Source organism: Kitasatospora sp. NPDC004272, from assembly GCF_053603035.1.
In genome coordinates this window covers 1-17781 of record NZ_JBSGET010000162.1, presented here as the reverse complement: position 1 = coordinate 17781, position 17781 = coordinate 1, and the positions used below count along the sequence as shown (strand labels likewise).

Annotated in this window: 14 protein-coding genes and 2 pseudogenes; 12 read left to right on the top strand and 4 right to left on the bottom strand. The window is 74.0% G+C overall.

Translation table 11 applies throughout. The features are described from left to right. Positions 1-97, bottom strand: a pseudogene (locus tag ACWEO5_RS33530) (ankyrin repeat domain-containing protein); the annotation flags it as partial. Positions 98-141: 44 nt separating this feature from the next. On the opposite strand from ACWEO5_RS33530, the gene ACWEO5_RS33525 reads away from it, so the two are divergent. From ACWEO5_RS33525 to ACWEO5_RS33510, 4 genes are all read left to right on the top strand, one after another. After that, positions 142-288 carry a hypothetical protein gene (locus ACWEO5_RS33525; protein WP_452165904.1) on the top strand — a complete coding sequence of 49 codons (147 nt, stop codon included), beginning with the start codon at positions 142-144 and terminating at the stop codon, positions 286-288. A gap of 51 nt (positions 289-339) precedes the next feature. Further along, a complete protein-coding gene (locus ACWEO5_RS33520) occupies positions 340-1113 on the top strand; it encodes an SDR family NAD(P)-dependent oxidoreductase (protein WP_452165903.1) in 774 nt (257 codons plus the stop codon). Positions 1114-1234: 121 nt separating this feature from the next. Next, positions 1235-2776 carry an MFS transporter gene (locus ACWEO5_RS33515; RefSeq protein WP_452165902.1) on the top strand — a complete coding sequence of 514 codons (1542 nt, stop codon included), beginning with the start codon at positions 1235-1237 and terminating at the stop codon, positions 2774-2776. 69 nt (positions 2777-2845) lie between these two features. Then, complete coding sequence (locus tag ACWEO5_RS33510; protein WP_452165901.1) at positions 2846-3595, top strand: TetR/AcrR family transcriptional regulator; 750 nt, start codon at positions 2846-2848, stop codon at positions 3593-3595. Positions 3596-3611: 16 nt separating this feature from the next. Here ACWEO5_RS33510 and ACWEO5_RS33505 read toward each other — a convergent pair whose 3' ends face one another. Beyond that, positions 3612-4115, bottom strand: a complete 504-nt coding sequence (locus ACWEO5_RS33505) for a PadR family transcriptional regulator (protein ID WP_452165900.1) — start codon at positions 4113-4115, stop codon at positions 3612-3614. 301 nt (positions 4116-4416) lie between these two features. On the opposite strand from ACWEO5_RS33505, the gene ACWEO5_RS33500 reads away from it, so the two are divergent. From ACWEO5_RS33500 to ACWEO5_RS33485, 4 genes are all read left to right on the top strand, one after another. Continuing rightward, positions 4417-6132, top strand: a complete 1716-nt coding sequence (locus ACWEO5_RS33500) for a glycoside hydrolase family 13 protein (protein WP_344556769.1) — start codon at positions 4417-4419, stop codon at positions 6130-6132. Between the two features lie 398 nt (positions 6133-6530). Then, positions 6531-7910, top strand: coding sequence for an NADP-specific glutamate dehydrogenase (gene gdhA, locus ACWEO5_RS33495; RefSeq protein WP_344556768.1), 1380 nt, complete (start codon positions 6531-6533; stop codon positions 7908-7910). 616 nt (positions 7911-8526) lie between these two features. After that, positions 8527-9294, top strand: coding sequence for a hypothetical protein (locus ACWEO5_RS33490; RefSeq protein ID WP_452165899.1), 768 nt, complete (start codon positions 8527-8529; stop codon positions 9292-9294). A gap of 140 nt (positions 9295-9434) precedes the next feature. Next, positions 9435-10205, top strand: a complete 771-nt coding sequence (locus tag ACWEO5_RS33485; RefSeq protein ID WP_452165898.1) for a hypothetical protein — start codon at positions 9435-9437, stop codon at positions 10203-10205. A gap of 106 nt (positions 10206-10311) precedes the next feature. On the opposite strand, the pseudogene ACWEO5_RS33480 reads toward ACWEO5_RS33485, so the two are convergent. After that, a pseudogene (locus tag ACWEO5_RS33480) lies at positions 10312-11703 on the bottom strand (lamin tail domain-containing protein). A 222-nt stretch (positions 11704-11925) separates the two neighbouring features. Here ACWEO5_RS33480 and ACWEO5_RS33475 point away from each other — a divergent pair. Together ACWEO5_RS33475 and ACWEO5_RS33470 are read left to right on the top strand one after the other, a co-directional pair. Continuing rightward, complete coding sequence (locus tag ACWEO5_RS33475) at positions 11926-12141, top strand: hypothetical protein (protein ID WP_452165897.1); 216 nt, start codon at positions 11926-11928, stop codon at positions 12139-12141. 56 nt (positions 12142-12197) lie between these two features. After that, positions 12198-12704 carry a protein-tyrosine phosphatase family protein gene (locus ACWEO5_RS33470; protein ID WP_452165896.1) on the top strand — a complete coding sequence of 169 codons (507 nt, stop codon included), beginning with the start codon at positions 12198-12200 and terminating at the stop codon, positions 12702-12704. Positions 12705-12812: 108 nt separating this feature from the next. On the opposite strand, the gene ACWEO5_RS33465 is transcribed toward ACWEO5_RS33470, so the two are convergent. After that, positions 12813-14198 carry a collagen-binding domain-containing protein gene (locus ACWEO5_RS33465; RefSeq protein WP_452165895.1) on the bottom strand — a complete coding sequence of 462 codons (1386 nt, stop codon included), beginning with the start codon at positions 14196-14198 and terminating at the stop codon, positions 12813-12815. 698 nt (positions 14199-14896) lie between these two features. On the opposite strand from ACWEO5_RS33465, the gene ACWEO5_RS33460 reads away from it, so the two are divergent. Both ACWEO5_RS33460 and ACWEO5_RS33455 read left to right on the top strand, forming a co-directional pair. Continuing rightward, the gene (locus tag ACWEO5_RS33460; RefSeq protein ID WP_452165894.1) at positions 14897-15946 is read left to right on the top strand and encodes a lytic polysaccharide monooxygenase auxiliary activity family 9 protein; all 1050 of its coding nucleotides are present in this window, start codon (positions 14897-14899) and stop codon (positions 15944-15946) included. Between the two features lie 131 nt (positions 15947-16077). Continuing rightward, positions 16078-17697, top strand: a complete 1620-nt coding sequence (locus ACWEO5_RS33455; protein WP_452165893.1) for a cellulose binding domain-containing protein — start codon at positions 16078-16080, stop codon at positions 17695-17697. Positions 17698-17781 lie beyond the last annotated feature (84 nt).

Sequence of the window (17781 nt, the reverse complement as noted above, 5' to 3'; positions counted from 1 at the left end):
CGTAGGGCACGTGGCCGCGTTCGGCGGCGGGTATCAGACTCACGCCGCCGAACCGGTTGGTCAGCCCGAAGTCCGGCCCGGCGGGCAGCAGGGCGCGTCGCCAAGGCCCTCGGCTGGCCGCTGCTGCGCGCCCTGGTCGACGTGGAGCTGGTCCTGCGGCCCCGGCCCGCCCTGGTCCGGCTGGGGCGGGACCGGGCGCCGCTCGGCTGGCACCTGCTACCGGTCCGGCTGCCCGGGCGCCCGCACACCGCCACCCTCGCCCTGCACCACCGGCCCGGGCACCACTGAGCCCACGACGCCGGCCCGGGCAGCACTGAGCCCACGACGGGAGCAGCACCCATGGACCTCACCGGAACCGTCGCCCTGGTCACCGGCGGCACCCGCGGCATCGGCCTGGCCATCGCCCACGCCCTGCACGCCCACGGCGCCCGGCTGGTGGTCACCGGCCGCACCGAGCCCACCGGCCGCGCCGCCCTCGCCCGGCTGGACGGCGGCGCGGACGTCACCTTCCTGGCCGCCGACGCCACCGTCCGGGCGGACGCCGAGCGCGCGGTGGACGGGACGGTCGAGCGCTACGGGCACCTGGACGTGGTGGTGAACAACGTGGGCGGCGCCACCGGGTTCGCCGCCGTCACCGAGATCACCGACGCGGCCTGGCGGGAGGCGTTCGCCCTCAACCTGGACTCCGCCCTGCACACCACCCGCCGCGCGCTGGCCCACCTGCTGCCGCAGCGCTCCGGCCGGATCGTCAACATCGCCTCGGTCGAGGGCCGCGACCCGGACCCGGGGCTGTGCGCGTACGCGGCCGCCAAGCACGCGCTGATCGGCTTCACCCGGGTGCTGGCCAAGGAGGTCGGGGCGTACGGGGTCACCGCCAACTGCGTGTGCCCGGGCGCGGTGGAGACCGACTGGTTCACCGAGCGGGGTCCGCAGGCCGCGGCGGCGTTCGGCACCGACTACCCCGGCCTGGTGCGGCACTTCACCGGCCGCACCGCCACCGGCCGGCTGACCCGCCCGGACGAGGTCGCCGCGGCGGTGCTGCTGCTGGCCTCCCCGGCGGGCGCGGGCATCACCGGCGCCAGCCTCGCGGTCGACGGCGGGATGACCGTCTGATCCGCCCCCTCCCTCGCCCCGGAAAAGGCGTTGTACACCGTAGAAGAACTCCTCTACGGTGTACAACGAACGGCCGCCCGGCCGTTCCGCCCCGCCCTTCCCCCCGCCCCGGGAGCCCCCCTTGTCCCCAGACTCCGTCCGCACGCCCCCCGCACCGGACCCGCGGCGGTGGGTCATCCTGGCGGTGGTCTGCCTGGCCACCCTGGTGGTGCTGCTCGACAACACCGTGCTCAACGTGGCCATCCCCTCGCTGACCGAGGACCTGGGCGCGGGCACCGCCGACATCCAGTGGATGATCAACGCGTACGCCCTGGTCCAGTCCGGCCTGCTGCTGACCGCCGGCAGCCTGTCCGACCGGTACGGGCGCAAGCGCGCGCTGCTGATCGGCCTGGCGCTGTTCGGCGCCGGGTCCGCGGCGGCGGCGCTGGCCCAGTCCTCCGGCCAGCTGATCGCCGCCCGGGCCGGGATGGGCATCGGCGGCGCGCTGCTGATGACCACCACGCTGGCGGTGGTGGTGCAGGTCTTCCACGGCCCCGAGGTGCCGAAGGCGATCGGCATCTGGGGCGCCGTCAGCTCGCTCGGCTTCGCGGGCGGCCCGCTGCTCGGCGGCGTGCTGCTGGCGCACTTCTGGTGGGGCTCGATCTTCCTGATCAACGTCCCGGTGGCGCTGGTCGGCCTGGTCGCGGTCGCCCGCCTGCTCCCGGAGAGCAAGGACCCCTCGGGCCGCCGGCCGGACGTCCCGGGCGCGCTGCTGTCCACCGTCGGCATGGTCGGCCTGGTGTACGCGATCATCTCCGGGCCGGTGCACGGCTGGGGCTCCGGCCCGGTGCTGCTGGCGGGCGCGGTCGGCCTGGCGGCGCTGGCGGGCTTCGTCGGCTGGGAGGCCCGTACCCCCGCCCCGATGCTGGACCTGGGTTTCTTCCGGGACCGCCGCTTCAACGGCGCGGTGGCGGGCGGCGTCCTGGTCGCCTTCGGCATGGCCGGGTCGCTGTTCCTGCTCACCCAGTACCTCCAACTGGTGCTCGGCTACCAGCCGCTGGAGGCCGGCCTGCGGATGTCGCCGCTGGCCCTGGTGATCGTGCTGCTGAACCTGTCGGGGGTCGGCGCCCGGCTGCTGCCGAGGATCGGCTTCGCGGGGGCCGTCGCGAGCGGCATGGGGCTGCTGGCGGGCGGGCTGGCGCTGGTCGCCGCGCTGGGCTCGGGCCACGGGTACCCGGGGCTGCTGGCGGGCCTGCTGCTGATGGGTTGCGGCATCGCGATCGCCAACCCGGCGATGGCGGCGGCCGTGATGGGCGCCATCCCGCCGGAGCGGGCCGGGGCCGGCGCGGGCGTGCAGGGCACCGTCACCGAGTTCGGCGGCGGCCTGGGCGTGGCGGTGCTCGGTGCGGTCCTCGGCTCCCGCTTCGCGGCGGGCCTGCCCGGGAGCGTCCCGGCGTCGGCCGCGAAGTCGCTGCCGGAGGCGCTGACCGCCGCCCCCGACGACACCGCGCGCGCCGCGGTGCACGACGCCTTCGCCCACGGCCTGTCGTCCAGTCAGCTGATCGGCGCCGCGGCCGTCCTGCTCGGCGGCCTGGTCTCCGCCGCCCTGCTGCGCCGCGCCGACCGCCCGGCCGGCGCTCCTTCCGGCAGCGACGCCCCGGAGCCCGTCCCCGCGGCCCGCTGACCGCCCTTCCCGGCCCGCCGCTCCGCCCGGGCCGTACGGTGGTGGCACCCGTCGAAGCGAAGGAGCAGCGTGGCCACCAAGCGAGCCTCGCAGGTCAAGAAGAGCGTCTGGCTCACGCCCGGTCCGGTCCGCGGCCGCCGCTCCCCGCGGGCGGGCACGGGCGGGCCGGGCAGCCTGGACCGCGAGGTGATCGTCGCCGCGGCCGTCCGGCTGCTGGACGAGCAGGGCGAGTCGAAGTTCTCGATGCGCGCGCTGGCCGCCCGGCTGGACGTCACGCCGATGTCGCTCTACTGGTACGTCGCCGACAAGGACGACCTGCTGGAGCTGGCCCTGGACGTGGTGGCCGGCGAGATGTCCCTGCCGGAGGCGGGCGACGGCACCGACTGGCAGTCCGGCCTGCGCGCCCTGGCCGTGACCTGGCGCGCCGCCATGCTGGCGCACCCCTGGGCGATCCGGATCTACGCCGACTACCTGAACATCGGCCCGAACTCGGTCCGCTACTCCGCCCGGGCCCTGGAGATCGCCCGCGCCTCCCCGCTCTCCGAGGCCGACTCGATGGCGGCTCTCTCGGCGATCTTCCAGTACACCTACGGCTTCACCGCCACCGAGGTCAACTGGTCCGAGAAGGCCGCCGAGGCTAACAGCACCACCGACGACCTGATCGAGGAGATCACCGAGGCCGTCCGCGACCTCCCCGGCGTCGCCGACTCCGGCGTCCTGGTCGAACGCCCCGCCGAACCCGACCACGTCCTGCGCGAACGCGACTTCCACCGCGCCCTCGACTGGCTCCTGATCGGGATGCGCTCCGGCCTGCGCTGAGCGGCCCGCGCGCCGGTCAGGTGAACTCCTGCTGGCAGCGCTCCAGCCAGTCGAGTTCGGCCTGCAGGTGGAGGACCTCGCCCTCGATCAGGAGGCGGGAGACGCCGTGGTCGGGGGCCTGGTCGGCGGTGGCGTGCAGGCCGCGGATGGCGGCGAGGCAGTGGGAGCGCTGGAGGTCGATCAGGGTGCGCGGGTCGGCGAGGCGGGTGCGCGGGGCGAGGACGAGCTTGAGGAAGAACTCCTCGCGGACCTTGCCGCCGTCGGCGGGGCGGGCGAACCAGTCCGCGAGGGTGCGCCGGCCGTCGTCGGTGAGGACGAAGACGCGCTTGTCGGGGCGGCCGTCCTGGGCGACGTCCTGGCCCTCGATCAGGCCGGACTTCTCCAGCCGGCCGAGCGTGACGTACACCTGGCCGTCGTTGGTGCGCGCGTAGGCCGGGCCGAACGTGGACTCCAGGGCGCGCCGGAGCTGGTAGCCGTGCGCGGGTCCGGTGGCAAGCAGCGCGAGGAGCGGAAGCCGCACTCGGGTGCTCCCTTCGAAATGGGCGGGGGGAGTGCGCCGTGCGGCCGAACTTCGTCGGTCGTACGCCGGGCGGCTCTCCTTGGCTTTGCCCTACCCCGTTGTGCGCCCCCTTATTCGCCCTGATTCGCCCCGACTGGTGGCACTCTTCGACTCAGGAGGTGACATCTTCACCTCCCGTCTCCTGGACATGCTCTTTGGCCTATACCTAACATCTAGGTATCCCCGAGGAACTGACGGTAGGTCAGGCGGGGCCCGTGCCTGTCAGCGCGACCTCCCTCGCGCGCTCCCGTGAAGGTGACGCATGATCACGTCCGTCGTCCCGGCCGACCCGCCGCGCCCCAGCGAGCTCCTCGGAGCCCTGGAAGCCTCCGCCGTCCTCACCGCCGACGGCGTCCTGCCGGAGGAACGGCCGGCCCCGCTCGCCCCCGACGTGCTCTGGTGGCGCGACGCGGTCATCTACCAGGTGTACGTGCGCAGCTTCCAGGACTCCGACGGCGACGGCATCGGCGACCTCCCGGGCGTGCGGGCCCGGCTGCCGTACCTGAAGCGGCTGGGCGTGGACGGGGTCTGGCTGAACCCGTTCTACCCGTCGCCGCAGCACGACCACGGCTACGACGTGGCCGACTACAAGGGCGTGGATCCGATGTTCGGCACCCTGGAGGACTTCGACCTGCTGGTCGAGGACTGCCGGAAGCTGGGCCTGCGCCTGGTGCTGGACACCGTGCCCAACCACTGCTCCGCCGAGCACCCGTGGTTCCTGGAGGCGCTGGCCGCCGCCCCCGGCTCGGCCTCCCGGGCCCGGTTCCACTTCGCGGACGGCCGGGGCGCCGGCGGCGAGCTGCCGCCGAACAACTGGCGGGCGATGTTCGGCGGCCCCGCGTGGTCCCGGATCACCGAGCCGGACGGCACCCCGGGCCAGTGGTACCTGCACATGTTCACCCCGGAGCAGCCGGACCTGAACTGGCGCAACCCGGAGGTCCCGGTCGAGTTCGAGAAGGTGCTGCGGTTCTGGCTGGACCGGGGCGTGGACGGCTTCCGGATCGACGTGGCGGCGGGCCTGTTCAAGCACCCGGAGCTGCCGGACTCCCCGGACCCGGAGGCGGACGAGCGCACCCGCGACTCGGTCAACCCGCTGGCCTGGAACCAGCCGGAGGTGCACGAGGTGTGGCGCTCCTGGCGGGCGATCTGCGAGGAGTACACCGCACTGGACGGCCGGCAGCGGCTGCTGGTCGGCGAGGCGTCCGTGCCGACCCCGGCCGAGCAGGCCAAGTACGTGCGCGGGGACGAGCTGCACCAGGCGTTCTTCTTCCACCTGCTGCACGCGCCGTGGGACGCCGAGCACTTCCACCAGGTGATCGACGCCGCGGTGCGGGACATCACCGCGACCGGCTCGACCGTGACCTGGGTGCTGAACAACCACGACCAGGTCCGCACCACCACCCGCTTCGGCAGCCCCGAGCGGGCCCGGGCGGCGGCGCTGCTGATGCTGTCGCTGCCGGGCGCGGCCTACCTGTACCAGGGCGAGGAGCTGGGCCTGCCGGAGGTCGACGACCTGCCGGACGAGGTGATCACCGACCCGATCTTCCACCGCACCGGCAGCCGCAAGGGCATCCGGGACGGCTGCCGCGTCCCGCTGCCGTGGGCCGGGGCCGAGGCCCCGTACGGGTTCGGGCCGGAGGGCTCGGCGCCGACCTGGCTGCCGCAGCCGGCCTCGTTCGCCCGGTACACCGCCGAGCGGGCGCTGGCCGACCACACCTCGGCGTACCACCTGTACCGGGAGGCGCTGCACCTGCGCCGGCTGCTGCCGCAGCTGGGCGAGGGGACGCTGCGCTGGCTGGAGACGCCGCCGAACGTGCTGGCCTTCGTCCGGGGCGACGGCCTGCTGGTGGCGATCAACTTCGGCACCGTCCCCGCTCCGGCGCCGGTCACCGGGCAGCCGCTGCTGTCCTCCGGCCCGTGCCCGGCCGGGGTGCTGCCGCCGGCCACCACCGCCTGGTGGATCCAGCCGCGCCGCTGACGCCGACCCCTCCCGGCGGCGGGCCGGCCGCCGGGAGGACCACCGGGAGGACCATCGGGAGGACCACCGGGCGGGGAATTCCCAGACACGCCCGGAACTCACAGCGAACTCACACCATTCGCCGAGTTTGCGCACGGGAGCCCGGCCCATGGGGTGCTGATGAACGAATCTTTACCTTTCGGGTGACCGAAATAACCCATTCAGGCGTTCACATCGTGGACATACTGTCGATGCACGCAGGTCAGCCCTGTGACAATGGTGCAGACCAACGGTCCCACCCCGTCGACCGGCGCGTGTCAGGCGCGCCGCCGGCGGTCCTCAACGGCGAGGAGGACCAAGGGCCCTCCCGGGACGGGAGCGCCCTCGTGCACCATCCGATCACGGAAGGTTGTGCCTGAATGCCGGCCACCCCCAGCTCTGCCGCGTCCACCGACGCCGGCGCCCGCCTGATCGAGCCGCTGTACCAGGAAGTGCTGCGCCGCAACCAGGGCGAGAACGAGTTCCACCAGGCGGTCCGCGAGGTCCTTGAGACCCTCGGCCCGGTGCTGCGGCAGCGCCCCGAACTCGTCGACGCCCGGATCATCGAACGGGTCTGCGAGCCCGAGCGCCAGCTGATCTTCCGGGTGCCGTGGTCCGACGACAAGGGCGGCATCCACGTCAACCGCGGCTTCCGGGTGGAGTTCTCCAGCGCCCTCGGCCCGTACAAGGGCGGCCTGCGCTTCCACCCCTCGGTCAACCTGGGCATCGTCAAGTTCCTCGGCTTCGAGCAGATCTTCAAGAACGCCCTCACCGGCATGCCGATCGGCGGCGGCAAGGGCGGCTCCGACTTCGACCCCAAGGGCCGCTCGGACGCCGAGATCATGCGCTTCTGCCAGTCCTTCATGACCGAGCTGCACCGCCACCTCGGCGAGTACACCGACGTCCCGGCCGGTGACATCGGCGTCGGCGGCCGCGAGATCGGCTACCTGTTCGGCCAGTACAAGCGGATCACCAACCGCTACGAGTCCGGCGTGCTCACCGGCAAGGGCCTGGGCTGGGGCGGCGCGCAGGCCCGCACCGAGGCCACCGGCTACGGCTGCGTGATGTTCACCGAGGAGATGCTGCGCACCCGCGGCGAGAGCCTGTCCGGCCAGCGCGTGGTGGTCTCCGGCTCCGGCAACGTGGCGATCTACGCGATCGAGAAGGCCCAGCAGCTCGGCGCGACCGTGCTCACCTGCTCCGACTCGACCGGCTACGTGGTCGACGAGAAGGGCATCGACCTCGAACTGCTCAAGGAGATCAAGGAGACCCGCCGCGGCCGCGTCTCCGACTACGCCGAGGCGCGCGGCTCGCACGTGAAGTACGTGGCCGGCACCGGCGTGTGGAACGTCGCCTGCGACGTGGCGCTGCCCTGCGCCACCCAGAACGAGCTGCACGAGGCGGACGCCGTCGCCCTGGTCCGGGGCGGCGTCAAGGCCGTCGCCGAGGGCGCCAACATGCCCACCACCCCCGAGGCCGTCCGGGTCTTCCAGGAGGCCGGCGTGGCCTTCGCGCCCGGCAAGGCCGCCAACGCCGGCGGCGTGGCCACCTCGGCGCTGGAGATGCAGCAGAACGCCTCCCGCGACTCGTGGACCTTCGAGCACACCGAGGCCCGCCTCGGCGAGATCATGAAGCACATCCACGACTCCTGCTTCACCACCGCGGAGAAGTACGGCAGCCCCGGCAACTACGTGGTCGGCGCGAACATCGCCGGCTTCGAGCTGGTCGCCGACGCGATGCTCGCCCAGGGCCTGATCTGACGCTCGCCCACCGAAGGCCCGGACCGCACCTCCTTGGGTTCCAACGGTCCGGGCCTTCCCCGTGGCCGGCCGGCACCACGGCCCGCCGGGCCCGCTGCCCGCGCGGCCGACGCCCCGCCGGCCCCCACCCCGGCCGGTTCGCGCCTGCCCCGGGACGGTAGGTTGTGCCGGCCCGCCCTCGGCGCCCTCGCGCTCCTGCCGTACCTGCTCACCTGATGCCGCGCCACCCCGGCCCCGCTCCCCCGGTTCGCCCGCCCCTTCCCGCCCGCCCCCGCGCTGTCCGGATGGCGGGTCGTGCCGGCCGGGGCCGCCGCCCGCGACCGACACTGGCGGGATGTGCGCCCTCCCTCCCCCGCCCGGCCGCCGCGCCGTCCTGCTCGCCGGGATCGGCTCCGCCCTGACGGCCTGCGCCTCCGGCCGCCCGAACAGCCCTGGCAGCCCTGGCAGCCCCGGCGGCCCTGGCGGCCCTGGCGGCCCTGGCAGCTCAGGAAGCCCCAACGGCCCAGGCAGTCAAGGCAGTTCCGGTGGTTCCGGCAGCCCGTCCGCGGCGTTCCCCGCGCCCGCGGCCTGGCAGCCGGGGCCGGGCGAGTTGCAGCCGGACGTCAAACTGCGGGCCGTGCAGGTGGTGGAGGCGATCGGCGGGTGGCCGCCGGGCGGGCAGGGCGTGGCGGCGGCCCGGCAGCGGGTGGCGGCGGTCGGGGCGGATCCGGCGCTGGCCGAGCAGGGCGGCCCGCTGCTGGCGGACGCGCCGCGGGCCGCGCTGGAGGTGGTGTACGCGCAGTACGGCGGCCTGCTGGCGGACTCGGCGAGCGTGCTGGTGGTGTGCCGGCAGTGGGTGGCCGGGCCGGACGGCGCACCGGTGTCCACCGGCAGCACGGTCGACGTCCGGCTGGCCGCCGCCGCGCCGCGCTGGAACGTCACCGCGCTGCACCCGGCCGACCCCGGTACGGCGGCCGCCGCGCCGGGCGATCCGGCGGTGCGGGTACTGGCCCAGCCGCGGATCGTGCTGCCGCCGGCCGCGGTGGCGGACGTGCGCAGCGGGCAGGTGCACGGTGCGGCGCTGGAGGCGATGCTGACGCTGGCGGGGTCGTACGGCTTCGAGGTGAGCGTGCTGCGCTCGGGGCATCCGCTGCTGGTGTTCGGGACGGACCGGCAGAGCGACCACCCGCGCGGGCTGGCGTTCGACACCTGGCGGATCGAGGGGCACCCGGTGGTGGATCCGGCGACCCCGGCCGCGCTGGTGGAGTCCTTCATGCGGGCGGCCGCGGCGGCGGGTTCGTACAACGTGGGCGGGCCGCGGCAGCTGTCCGGCGGGCGGACGGCGAACCAGTTCTTCAGCGACCCCACCCACCACGACCACGTGCACGCGGGGTTCCGCGACTGACCGGGCCGCGGGGCCCGACCGGGTGGGGGTCCAACCAGGTGCCTTCGCCCACGATTCGACTTGTGCTCTGCCCGTGAACTGCGAGAACGTGTGCGACGCAGTTCGATTGTCGGGTTTTTCGTGGAGGTGGGGTCGTGTCGGTGAAGACGCGTGCGGGCGGGGTCGCCGCCGTGGTGGCGGGGGCCGTGCTGGCGGCCGTGCTGACGGGCTGCTCCGGTTCCTCCCCCGCCCCGCGGGCCGCGTCCTCCGCCCCGGCCCCGGCCGCCGCGCTGTCCGACGACGCTCCGACGGGCGACCGGGCCCAGGAGATCGACCGGCTCCGGGCCGCGATCGAGGCCCCCGCGCAGCCGTACTCGGCCACCCTCGGGGTGGACGCCTCCGACGACAGCGTGCACGTCCGGGGCGGGGGCACGGTCGGGGTGTCGGACGTCCAGACCAGCTCGATGAGCCTGGGCATGCTCGCCGGGGACACCCCGGTGCGGGTGTACACCACCACCACGCGGGACGCGGTGTACACCAGGGTCGACGACGAGGAGTGGACGAAGCACGAGCGCAACGGCCAGGGGCTGCTGGTGGCCGACCACCGCCCGATGGTGCGGGCGCTGCTGCAGGCCGACCCGGCCTCCTACCGGGGCACGGAGAAGCTGCCCGGCCGCAACGGCGGCCCGGCCTACCACCTGGTGGGCCCGCTGCCGGTCGAACGGATCGCCGACGCGCTCGGGGAGACGATCCGGCAGCGGATCGCCGAGCACCGCATCGCGGAGTGCGCCACCGACCTGCTGGTCGACACCGAGGGCCGGCTCTCCCACCTGACGGTGACCTGCGAGGGCGACGGCTACCGGGCCGTCTCGACGCTGAACCTGTCCGAGTACGGCCCGGCCGCCGACATCGAGGCGCCCGCCGACCTCTGACGGCCGCCTCCGGCCCCGCGCCGAACAGCCCCGCACCGAACGGCCCGACTCCGAGCGGCCCGGCCCCGCACAGGGAACCGGGCCGCCGGGCGTCGGGTCCCGGGCGTCAGCAGGTGATGCTGCCCTTGCGCAGGGCGTGGCCGCCGGTGTTGCTGTCGTCCGACCAGTAGACGGGCTTGCTGCCGCCCGTGCACTCGTCGGCGCCGGCCAGGGTGAAGCCCTCGTTGTTGATGTTCGACATGCCGGAGGGCCGGTCGTAGACCGCGGTGAGCGCGAACGCGCCGCTGCCGTTCACCTGGAAGGTGCGCAGCTAGCCGGAGCAGTTGTCGTCGCAGACCACCCACATCCGGTTGGTCTGCGGCTCCCAGGACAGTTCCATCACGCCGGCCATGCCGCTGCTGACGGTGGCCACCTTGGTGAAGCCGCCGGCCTCCAGCAGGACGTAGCCGTAGACCGTGCCGGTGCCCTCGACGCCGACGAAGAACACGCCGCCGGTGTGCGCCCCGTAGTGGGCCGGGTCGTAGGCGGCGCCGGTGGCGGCGTCCTTGAAGCCCGCGCCGGTCAGGTAGCCGTCGGGCACCCAGGTGACGCCTTCGAGTCCGGCGTTGGAGCCGGTGGACGGCAGGTCGGAGGTGAGGTTCCACTCCCGGGTGGCGGTCAGCGTGCTGCCGGTGCCGGAGACGTCGTAGCGCAGCACGGAGAGCCGGCTGGTGGAGGAGGAGTCGGCGTTGCGCTCGCTGGAGACGTACACGCCGCCGGCCGAGCCCGCGCCGGTCAGGGTGACGCCCTCGTCGTCGGGGGTGCCGGTGCCGCCGGTGAAGCGCAGCGACTTGCCGGAGCCCCAGCCGTTGGCGGTGTCGGGCTTCCAGCCGCCGGAGCCGTTCGGGACGAGCCGCCACAGCTTGCCGGAGTTCTGCGCGCCCCACAGCACGCCGCCCTCCTGCTGGAGGCCGGACAGGTCGGAGCCGAACACGTTGGAGCCGTCGGCGGTGGTGACGGCGGAGCTGCCGGGCCAGGCCACCGGACCGGTGGGGGTGCCGGAACCGCCGGAGCCTGCGCAGTCGTTGGCGGAGCCGAGGGTCAGCGCGGCGGACCGGCTCCAGGCGCCGGTGCCGTCGGGGCAGCGCGACCAGGACGGGGCGGAGTGCGAGGTCCAGCTGAACGAGTCGACCAGGGTGCTGCCGTCGGCGAGGTAGAGCCGGGCGCTGTCGGAGGAGCCGAGGCCGAAGCTGCCGTGCACGTCGAAGGCCCTGAAGGCCCCGGGGGCGAGGGTGGTGCCGGCGGCGACGGTGTACTTGCTGCTGGTGCTGTCGCGCAGGACCCACCCGGACAGGTCGACCGTCGCGGTGCCCTTGTTGTACAGCTCGATCGAGTCGTTCACCGCCCCGGTCGTCACCACCTCGTTGAGCCGGACGTCGTCGGCGGGCGCGGCGGCGGCGGGCCCGGCGCCCAGCACGCCCAGGCCCGCGACGGGCAGGGCCGCGGCGGCCAGCAGCAGGGCGAGTCGACGGCGCCAGGCGGGGGTGCGCGGTTCGGTCACGGGTTCCGTCCCTCGGATCGGGTGGGTGGGAGTACGGCGCCGCCCAACCTCCCGAGCCCGCCCCAACGAGGCGCCACCACGACCCGGCCCCCTCATGAACGCCCGACGAACCCCCGCACCGCCCCGCTCCCGGCGGGAAACCCCTCGCACCGCCACCACAGCCCCTGGCACCCTCTCCACGTGGAACTCCTCTTCGACGGAATCACCCCCCTGCCCCGCGCGGTCCTGCTCGGCGCCTTCCTGCTCCGCCCCGACTTCGAGGCCGTCATGGCCCCCGCCGTCCTCCTCGCCGCCGGTGACCGCGTCTCCCACCTGGGGACCCACCTCGCAGTCACCTCCCCAACCGGCGTGCGCCGCATCCTCCCGATCGCCGACGCCGGCTGGATCTGCCGCTGACGGGCACGGGAACTCCCTGCGCAGCGAACGGCGTTGACGGGGGCGGGAGGTGGCGATTGAAGACTCGTCGGAAGGACGGACCGCCTGATCCGAGGACGCCGTGGGACGAGGTCGCTCCCGGGCTATGGATGGGTGGGCACCGCTGGGTGGACGCGGCCGGGCAGCTGCGTCCGGTGGTGGTCGGCGCGGAGTTCGAACTGGTGGTCAGCCTGTTCACGGCCGGGGGCCACGGGCCGGCTCCGGGGATTCCGCACCGGCTCGCCCTGGTGCCGGACGGACCGCTGGACGCCGGGCAGTTGGCCGCCGTGCAGGAGGAGGCGCGGGCCGTGACTGAGGCGGTACGCGCCGGTCGGCGGGTGCTGGTGCGCTGCCAGTCCGGGTACAACCGCTCCGGTCTGGTGGTGGTGCAGGCGCTGGTGGAACTCGGCCTGGACACCGCCGGGGCGGTGCGCCTGGTCCGGGAGCGGCGTTCGCCGTGGGCGTTGCACAACGGCCTGTTCGTCGAGTACTTGGAGGCAGGGCTGGACACCGCGCGGCTGCTGGTCTCGTTGGAGGCGTCCTGATCCGTCGTCGGGGCCGGTCCTGCGTCGCGGGGCCCCTCGGAGCGGCCCGGTGGCCCGTCGTCGGGGTGACGGGCCGCCGGGGTGGGGGTTCCGCGGGTGCGCGGGTGCTCAGTGCCTGCGGCGGCGGCGCAGCAGCAGGGTGCCGGTGGCGAGGGCCGCGGCGGCGGTGGCGGCGGTGAGCGGGAGGGCCGGGCCGCTGCCGGTCGCGGGGAGTTCGCCGCCCGGGCCGGTGGGGGTCGGGACGGGCCGGGTGTGCGAGGCGCTGGGCGAGGGGGCGGGGCTGGTGCTGGTGCTCGGACTGGCGGACGGACTGGGACTCGGCGAGGGGCTGGGCGCGGGGCTTCCGCTGGGGCTCTCGCTGGGGCTGGGGCTGGGCGAGGGGCTGGTGCTCTCGCAGTCGACGACGGCGTCGAACGGCCAGTAGTGCAGTTCGCCGGCGATGACCGAGTCGCCGCCGACCAGCGGACCGGCGTCGTAGGCGCGGGCGATGACGTCGCCCTCGATGTTGGAGCCGTTGATGTCCCTGAGGTGGGCGCTGGGGGCGTAGATGGTGCCCTCCAGGGAGTCGCCGGTGGCCATGGTGAGGTCGGTGGCGTCCGGGAAGTCCCACAGCACGTAGGGGGCCTGCTGGCCGCCGATGCCCGGGGTGTTGGGGTTGTCCCAGACGAACACGCCGCCTTCGGCGGTGGTGTCGGTGACGATCACCAGCGGGGTGTCCTTGGTGGGCTGGTTGTTGAATTTGATCTCGCCGAGGGCGTTCATCTGCTGGCCGGTCAGGTGCAGCACGTTGGTGCGGCCCGGGGTGAGGGTCAGGTTGCCGTTGGTGCCCGGCGGGTAGGGGCCGTCGGGCAGCGGGTTCCCGGCCTCGTCGCGCAGGGTGACGTTCTGCGGACAGGCGGCCATCGCCCTGGCCCGTTCGCGGAAGGTCGCGAACGCGCCGGTGAAGTCGATCAGGCCGGGGGCCGGTCCGACCGAGGCGAGCGGCTGGTGCAGTGTCATCTCGATCCGCGGTACCGAGTTGTGCTCCGCGTTGGAGGCCACCACCTGGGTGTTGACCTGGGCGCCGTTGACGTCCCGGTCGACGGCCCGGGCGCCGGTCATGTCGCCGATCTTGGTGTAGCCGTTGCTGAGCACCATGAGCACCCCGTTCGGGGAGCTGCCGGCGAAGTCGACCCGGCCGCCGACCACCAGCGCGGCCGGGTGGTCGTCGCCGGGGGCGGTGAAGGTGCCGGGGGTGTGCAGGCTGACGTTGTAGCCGGCGCCGAAGGTGAGGTTCCCGCCGGTGGCGATCGGGCCTTCGGCCTCGGTGCTGCCCAGGGTGGTGTTCTGCTCGACGAAGGCGTTGTAGCCGAGGTTCCCGTCGACCGGGTTGCCGATCGAGGCCCGCTTGGACCCGGCGGCGACGGCGGACGGCGACAGCAGGGCCGGAACGAGCACGGGTGCGGTGGCCAGGCCCAGCGAGAGGGCGGCGAGGGTGAGGGGGCGTACGGACATAGCGGGAGATTAGGCAGGTAAAGCGGTACATCACGCGCTGCCACGCGGCGTCCCCCCGGACGGCGGCACCCTCCCGCCGGAGCCGCCGACCCGGTCCGACCGTGCGCCGCGCCGCACGGTCGGCGAATTCCCGGCGGATTCCGAGCCGGCTCCCAGGAATCCCGCCGGAACGGTTCCCTGACGAACCATCGGCTTCCCCGGGGCCTCCGCCACCCCCGACCGACGGCTTATCGGGGCATTATCCGCAGCTTGGATTCCGCTGATCCCGCCCCCCGGCACCCGCTCCGCCCCGGGTCCGACCCGGGACCGTCCCCCCGATCCGGTCCACCACCCGGACGGCGGACCCTCGGGCTCCGGCGACCGGTCGCCGCGTCCGGCGCAGGCCCTCCCGCCTGCGACTTCACCGCATCCACCCACGACCCACCCGCAGTACGTCCGCAGCCCGTCCGCCGGTCGGCCCCTGACGCCGGGCCAGGTCGGTTCGACCGGACGGATGCTGACGGTGGCCGGATCCCGCCATTCGCCAACTGCTCCGCAGTGGCCGACACTTGTCAATTGGTATAGGCCAATCGTAGCCTTCGGACGGCTCGCGGTGTGTCGGGTCCACACCACGCCGTCCCGGGGTCGCTCCCCGTGGCCCGCGGGCAGACGTGCCCGCTTTTCCCCCACTAACGGCCCGATCCCTTCTGAGGAGAACCATGTCCCGGTCCCGCCGTCTGCTCGCCGCCTCCGCGGTGGGCGCGGGCGCCCTGGTCGCCACCACCCTCGCCGTCGGCACCGCCAGTGCGCACGGCGCCATGTTCGGCCCGCCCAGCCGCATCGCGGCCTGCTACGCGGAAGGCCCCGAGACCCCGAAGTCCCAGGTCTGCAAGGACCTCGTGGCGGACAGCGGCACCCAGCCGCTGTACGACTGGAACGAGGTCAACATCGCCAGCGCCAACGGCCAGAGCCAGCAGATCATCCCGGACGGCCACCTCTGCTCGGCCAACCGCGACAAGTACCGCGCCCTGGACTGGGCCCGCACCGACTGGCCCGCCACGGCGGCGACCGCCGGCGCGAGGAACTTCGACTTCCGGGTCACCGCGCCCCACCAGGGCACCATGAAGCTGTACATCACCAAGGCCGGCTACGACCCGACCAAGCCGCTGAAGTGGTCCGACCTGGACCTGGCCGCTCCGGTCGCGGTCTACGACACGGCGCGCACCTCGGACAACGGGTACTACCACGTCAACGTGAACCTGCCCCAGCGCACCGGCCGCCAGCTGGTCTACATGGTCTGGCAGCGCTCGGACAGCCCGGAGGCGTTCTACGGCTGCTCGGACCTCGACTTCGGCACCGCCGGCGCCGCGGCCGCGACCCTGCCGCTGGCCGCAGACGTGCCCTCCGCGCCGACCCAGGCGCAGATCGACGCGGGCGCCGCCCGCTCGACCGTCTCGCACCACGGCCACGGCGGCGATCTCACCGCCGCCGAGGCCGCCGTGGCCGTGGTGCGAGACGGTCGAGCGGACCAGCCACGACGACCTGCTGCTCGGCCTGGCCGCCGCGGGCCTGCTGGCGGCCGCCGCCTCGGGCGCGCACCTGGCCCGCCGGATGCGCGGCGCCGCCGTCTCCGCCTGACGGCCCATGGACGCCTGACTTCGGGTCAGGCGGGTGGCGCGGCCCCCTCCCCCACGCTTCGGGGGCCGCGCCCTCCGTCGCCCCCCGGCTTCCTTTCGGGCACCTCAAGAGACTTAACCGCACCTGATTGAACCGCCAACTTCTTGCAAAACCGCAGGACTTCACCTTGACGGCCCGGATTGGTCTGGACCATCTTGAGTGCGCCCCACGCACCCGAGCACGGCCCCCACCCGTCCCCCACACCGTCAAGGAGGACTCGCCCATGAGGCGCGTCACCCTCTCCCTCGCCGCGGCCGCGGCCCTGATCGCCGCGCCGCTGGGCGCCGCCGCCGCCGGAGCGGCCGGCGTGTCCGGCCTGACCGCCGACTACGCGGTCACCCAGAGCTGGTCGAACGGCTTCCAGGCCACGTACACCGTGACCAACCACACCAACACCACCGTCAACAGCTGGTCGCTCTCCTTCGACCTGCCGACCGGCGAGAGCGTCTCCAGCCTGTGGAACGGCACGCTGACCTCGACCAGCACCTCCACCGGCACCCACTACACGGTGACCTCCCCCGGCTGGGCCGCCCCGCTGGCCCCCGGCGCCGCCGCCCCCGCGATCGGCTTCGGCGTCACCACCGGCGCCGTGCAGGCCGCCCCGCTCAACTGCACGATCAACAACCAGCCGTGCGCCGGCGCCCCCGCCGACGCCGTCGCGCCGTCCGTCCCCGGCAGCCCGCACTCGACGGGCACCGGACCGGGCAGCGTCACCCTCGGCTGGACCGCCTCCACCGACAACACCGCGGTGGCCGGCTACCACGTGTACGAGGGCAGCACCGCGGTCGCCACCGTGACCGGCACCTCGGCCACCGTCCGCGGCCTGCTCCAGGGCAGCAGCCACACCTTCACCGTCAGCGCCTTCGACGCGGCGGGCAACGAGTCGGCGAAGTCCGCGGCCGTCACCGCCACCGCGGGCACCGGCACCAGCGCCGGGACCGCCGCCCCCTACGTGGACCTCGGCGCCTACCCGACCCCCAGCCTGCCCGCGCTCTCCGCTGCCAGCGGCATCAAGGAGTTCTCGCTGGCGTTCATCATCAACGGCAGCCAGCCGTGCACCGCCAGCTGGTTCGGCGCCTACGACCCGGCCACCGGCTGGAACAAGGCCGACATGGACGCGATCCGGGACGCCGGCGGCGACGTCCGCCCGTCCTTCGGCGGCGCCAACGGCACCGAACTGGCCCAGTCCTGCACCACGGTGGCCGCGCTGGCCGCGCAGTACCAGAAGGTCGTGGACGTCTACGCGCTCGACCGGGTCGACTTCGACATCGAGGGCACCGCCGTCACCGACCACGCCTCGGTCGACCGGCGCTCGGCCGCGCTCGCCCAGGTCCAGGCCGCGCAGCGGGCCAAGGGCCGCGACCTGAAGGTCAGCCTGACCCTGCCGGTGCTGCCCAGCGGCCTCACCGCGGACGGCGTCTACATCCTGCAGTCCGCCAAGAACGCCGGCCTGTCCGTGGACCTGGTCAACGTGATGGCGATGGACTTCGGCGACTGGGCCGCCCCGAGCCCGGCGGGCAAGATGGGCGCTTACGCGATCCAGTCCGCGCAGTCCACCCAGGCGCAGATCCGCTCCGTGTGGACCAACCTGACGGACGCCCAGGCGTACGCCATGGTCGGCGTCACCCCGATGCTCGGCCAGAACGACACCACCTCCGAGGTGTTCGGCCTCACCGACGCGCAGCAGCTGATCTCCTTCGCCCAGCAGAACCACCTCGGCGAGCTGGCCTTCTGGGAGATGACCCGGGACGCCAACGCCTGCACCGGCTCGCTGCCCAAGTGCACCAACGTCCCGCAGACGCCGTACCAGTTCTCGAAGCTCTTCGCGGGCTACCAGGGCTGATCCGGCCCCGCACGCGGACGGGCCGGCGGCCCGGAGCACGGTGCTCCGGGCCGCCTGACGCCCGGACGGGCCGGCGGCCCGGAG

Excerpts from the sequence above, each read along its gene's own strand:
- ACWEO5_RS33520 (WP_452165903.1), top strand. The coding sequence starts at position 340 with ATGGACCTCACCGGAACCGTCGCCCTGGTCACCGGCGGCACCCGCGGC.
- ACWEO5_RS33500 (WP_344556769.1), top strand. The coding sequence starts at position 4,417 with ATGATCACGTCCGTCGTCCCGGCCGACCCGCCGCGCCCCAGCGAGCTC.
- gdhA (WP_344556768.1), top strand. The coding sequence starts at position 6,531 with ATGCCGGCCACCCCCAGCTCTGCCGCGTCCACCGACGCCGGCGCCCGC.
- ACWEO5_RS33465 (WP_452165895.1), bottom strand. The coding sequence starts at position 14,198 with ATGTCCGTACGCCCCCTCACCCTCGCCGCCCTCTCGCTGGGCCTGGCC.
- ACWEO5_RS33460 (WP_452165894.1), top strand. The coding sequence starts at position 14,897 with ATGTCCCGGTCCCGCCGTCTGCTCGCCGCCTCCGCGGTGGGCGCGGGC.
- ACWEO5_RS33455 (WP_452165893.1), top strand. The coding sequence starts at position 16,078 with ATGAGGCGCGTCACCCTCTCCCTCGCCGCGGCCGCGGCCCTGATCGCC.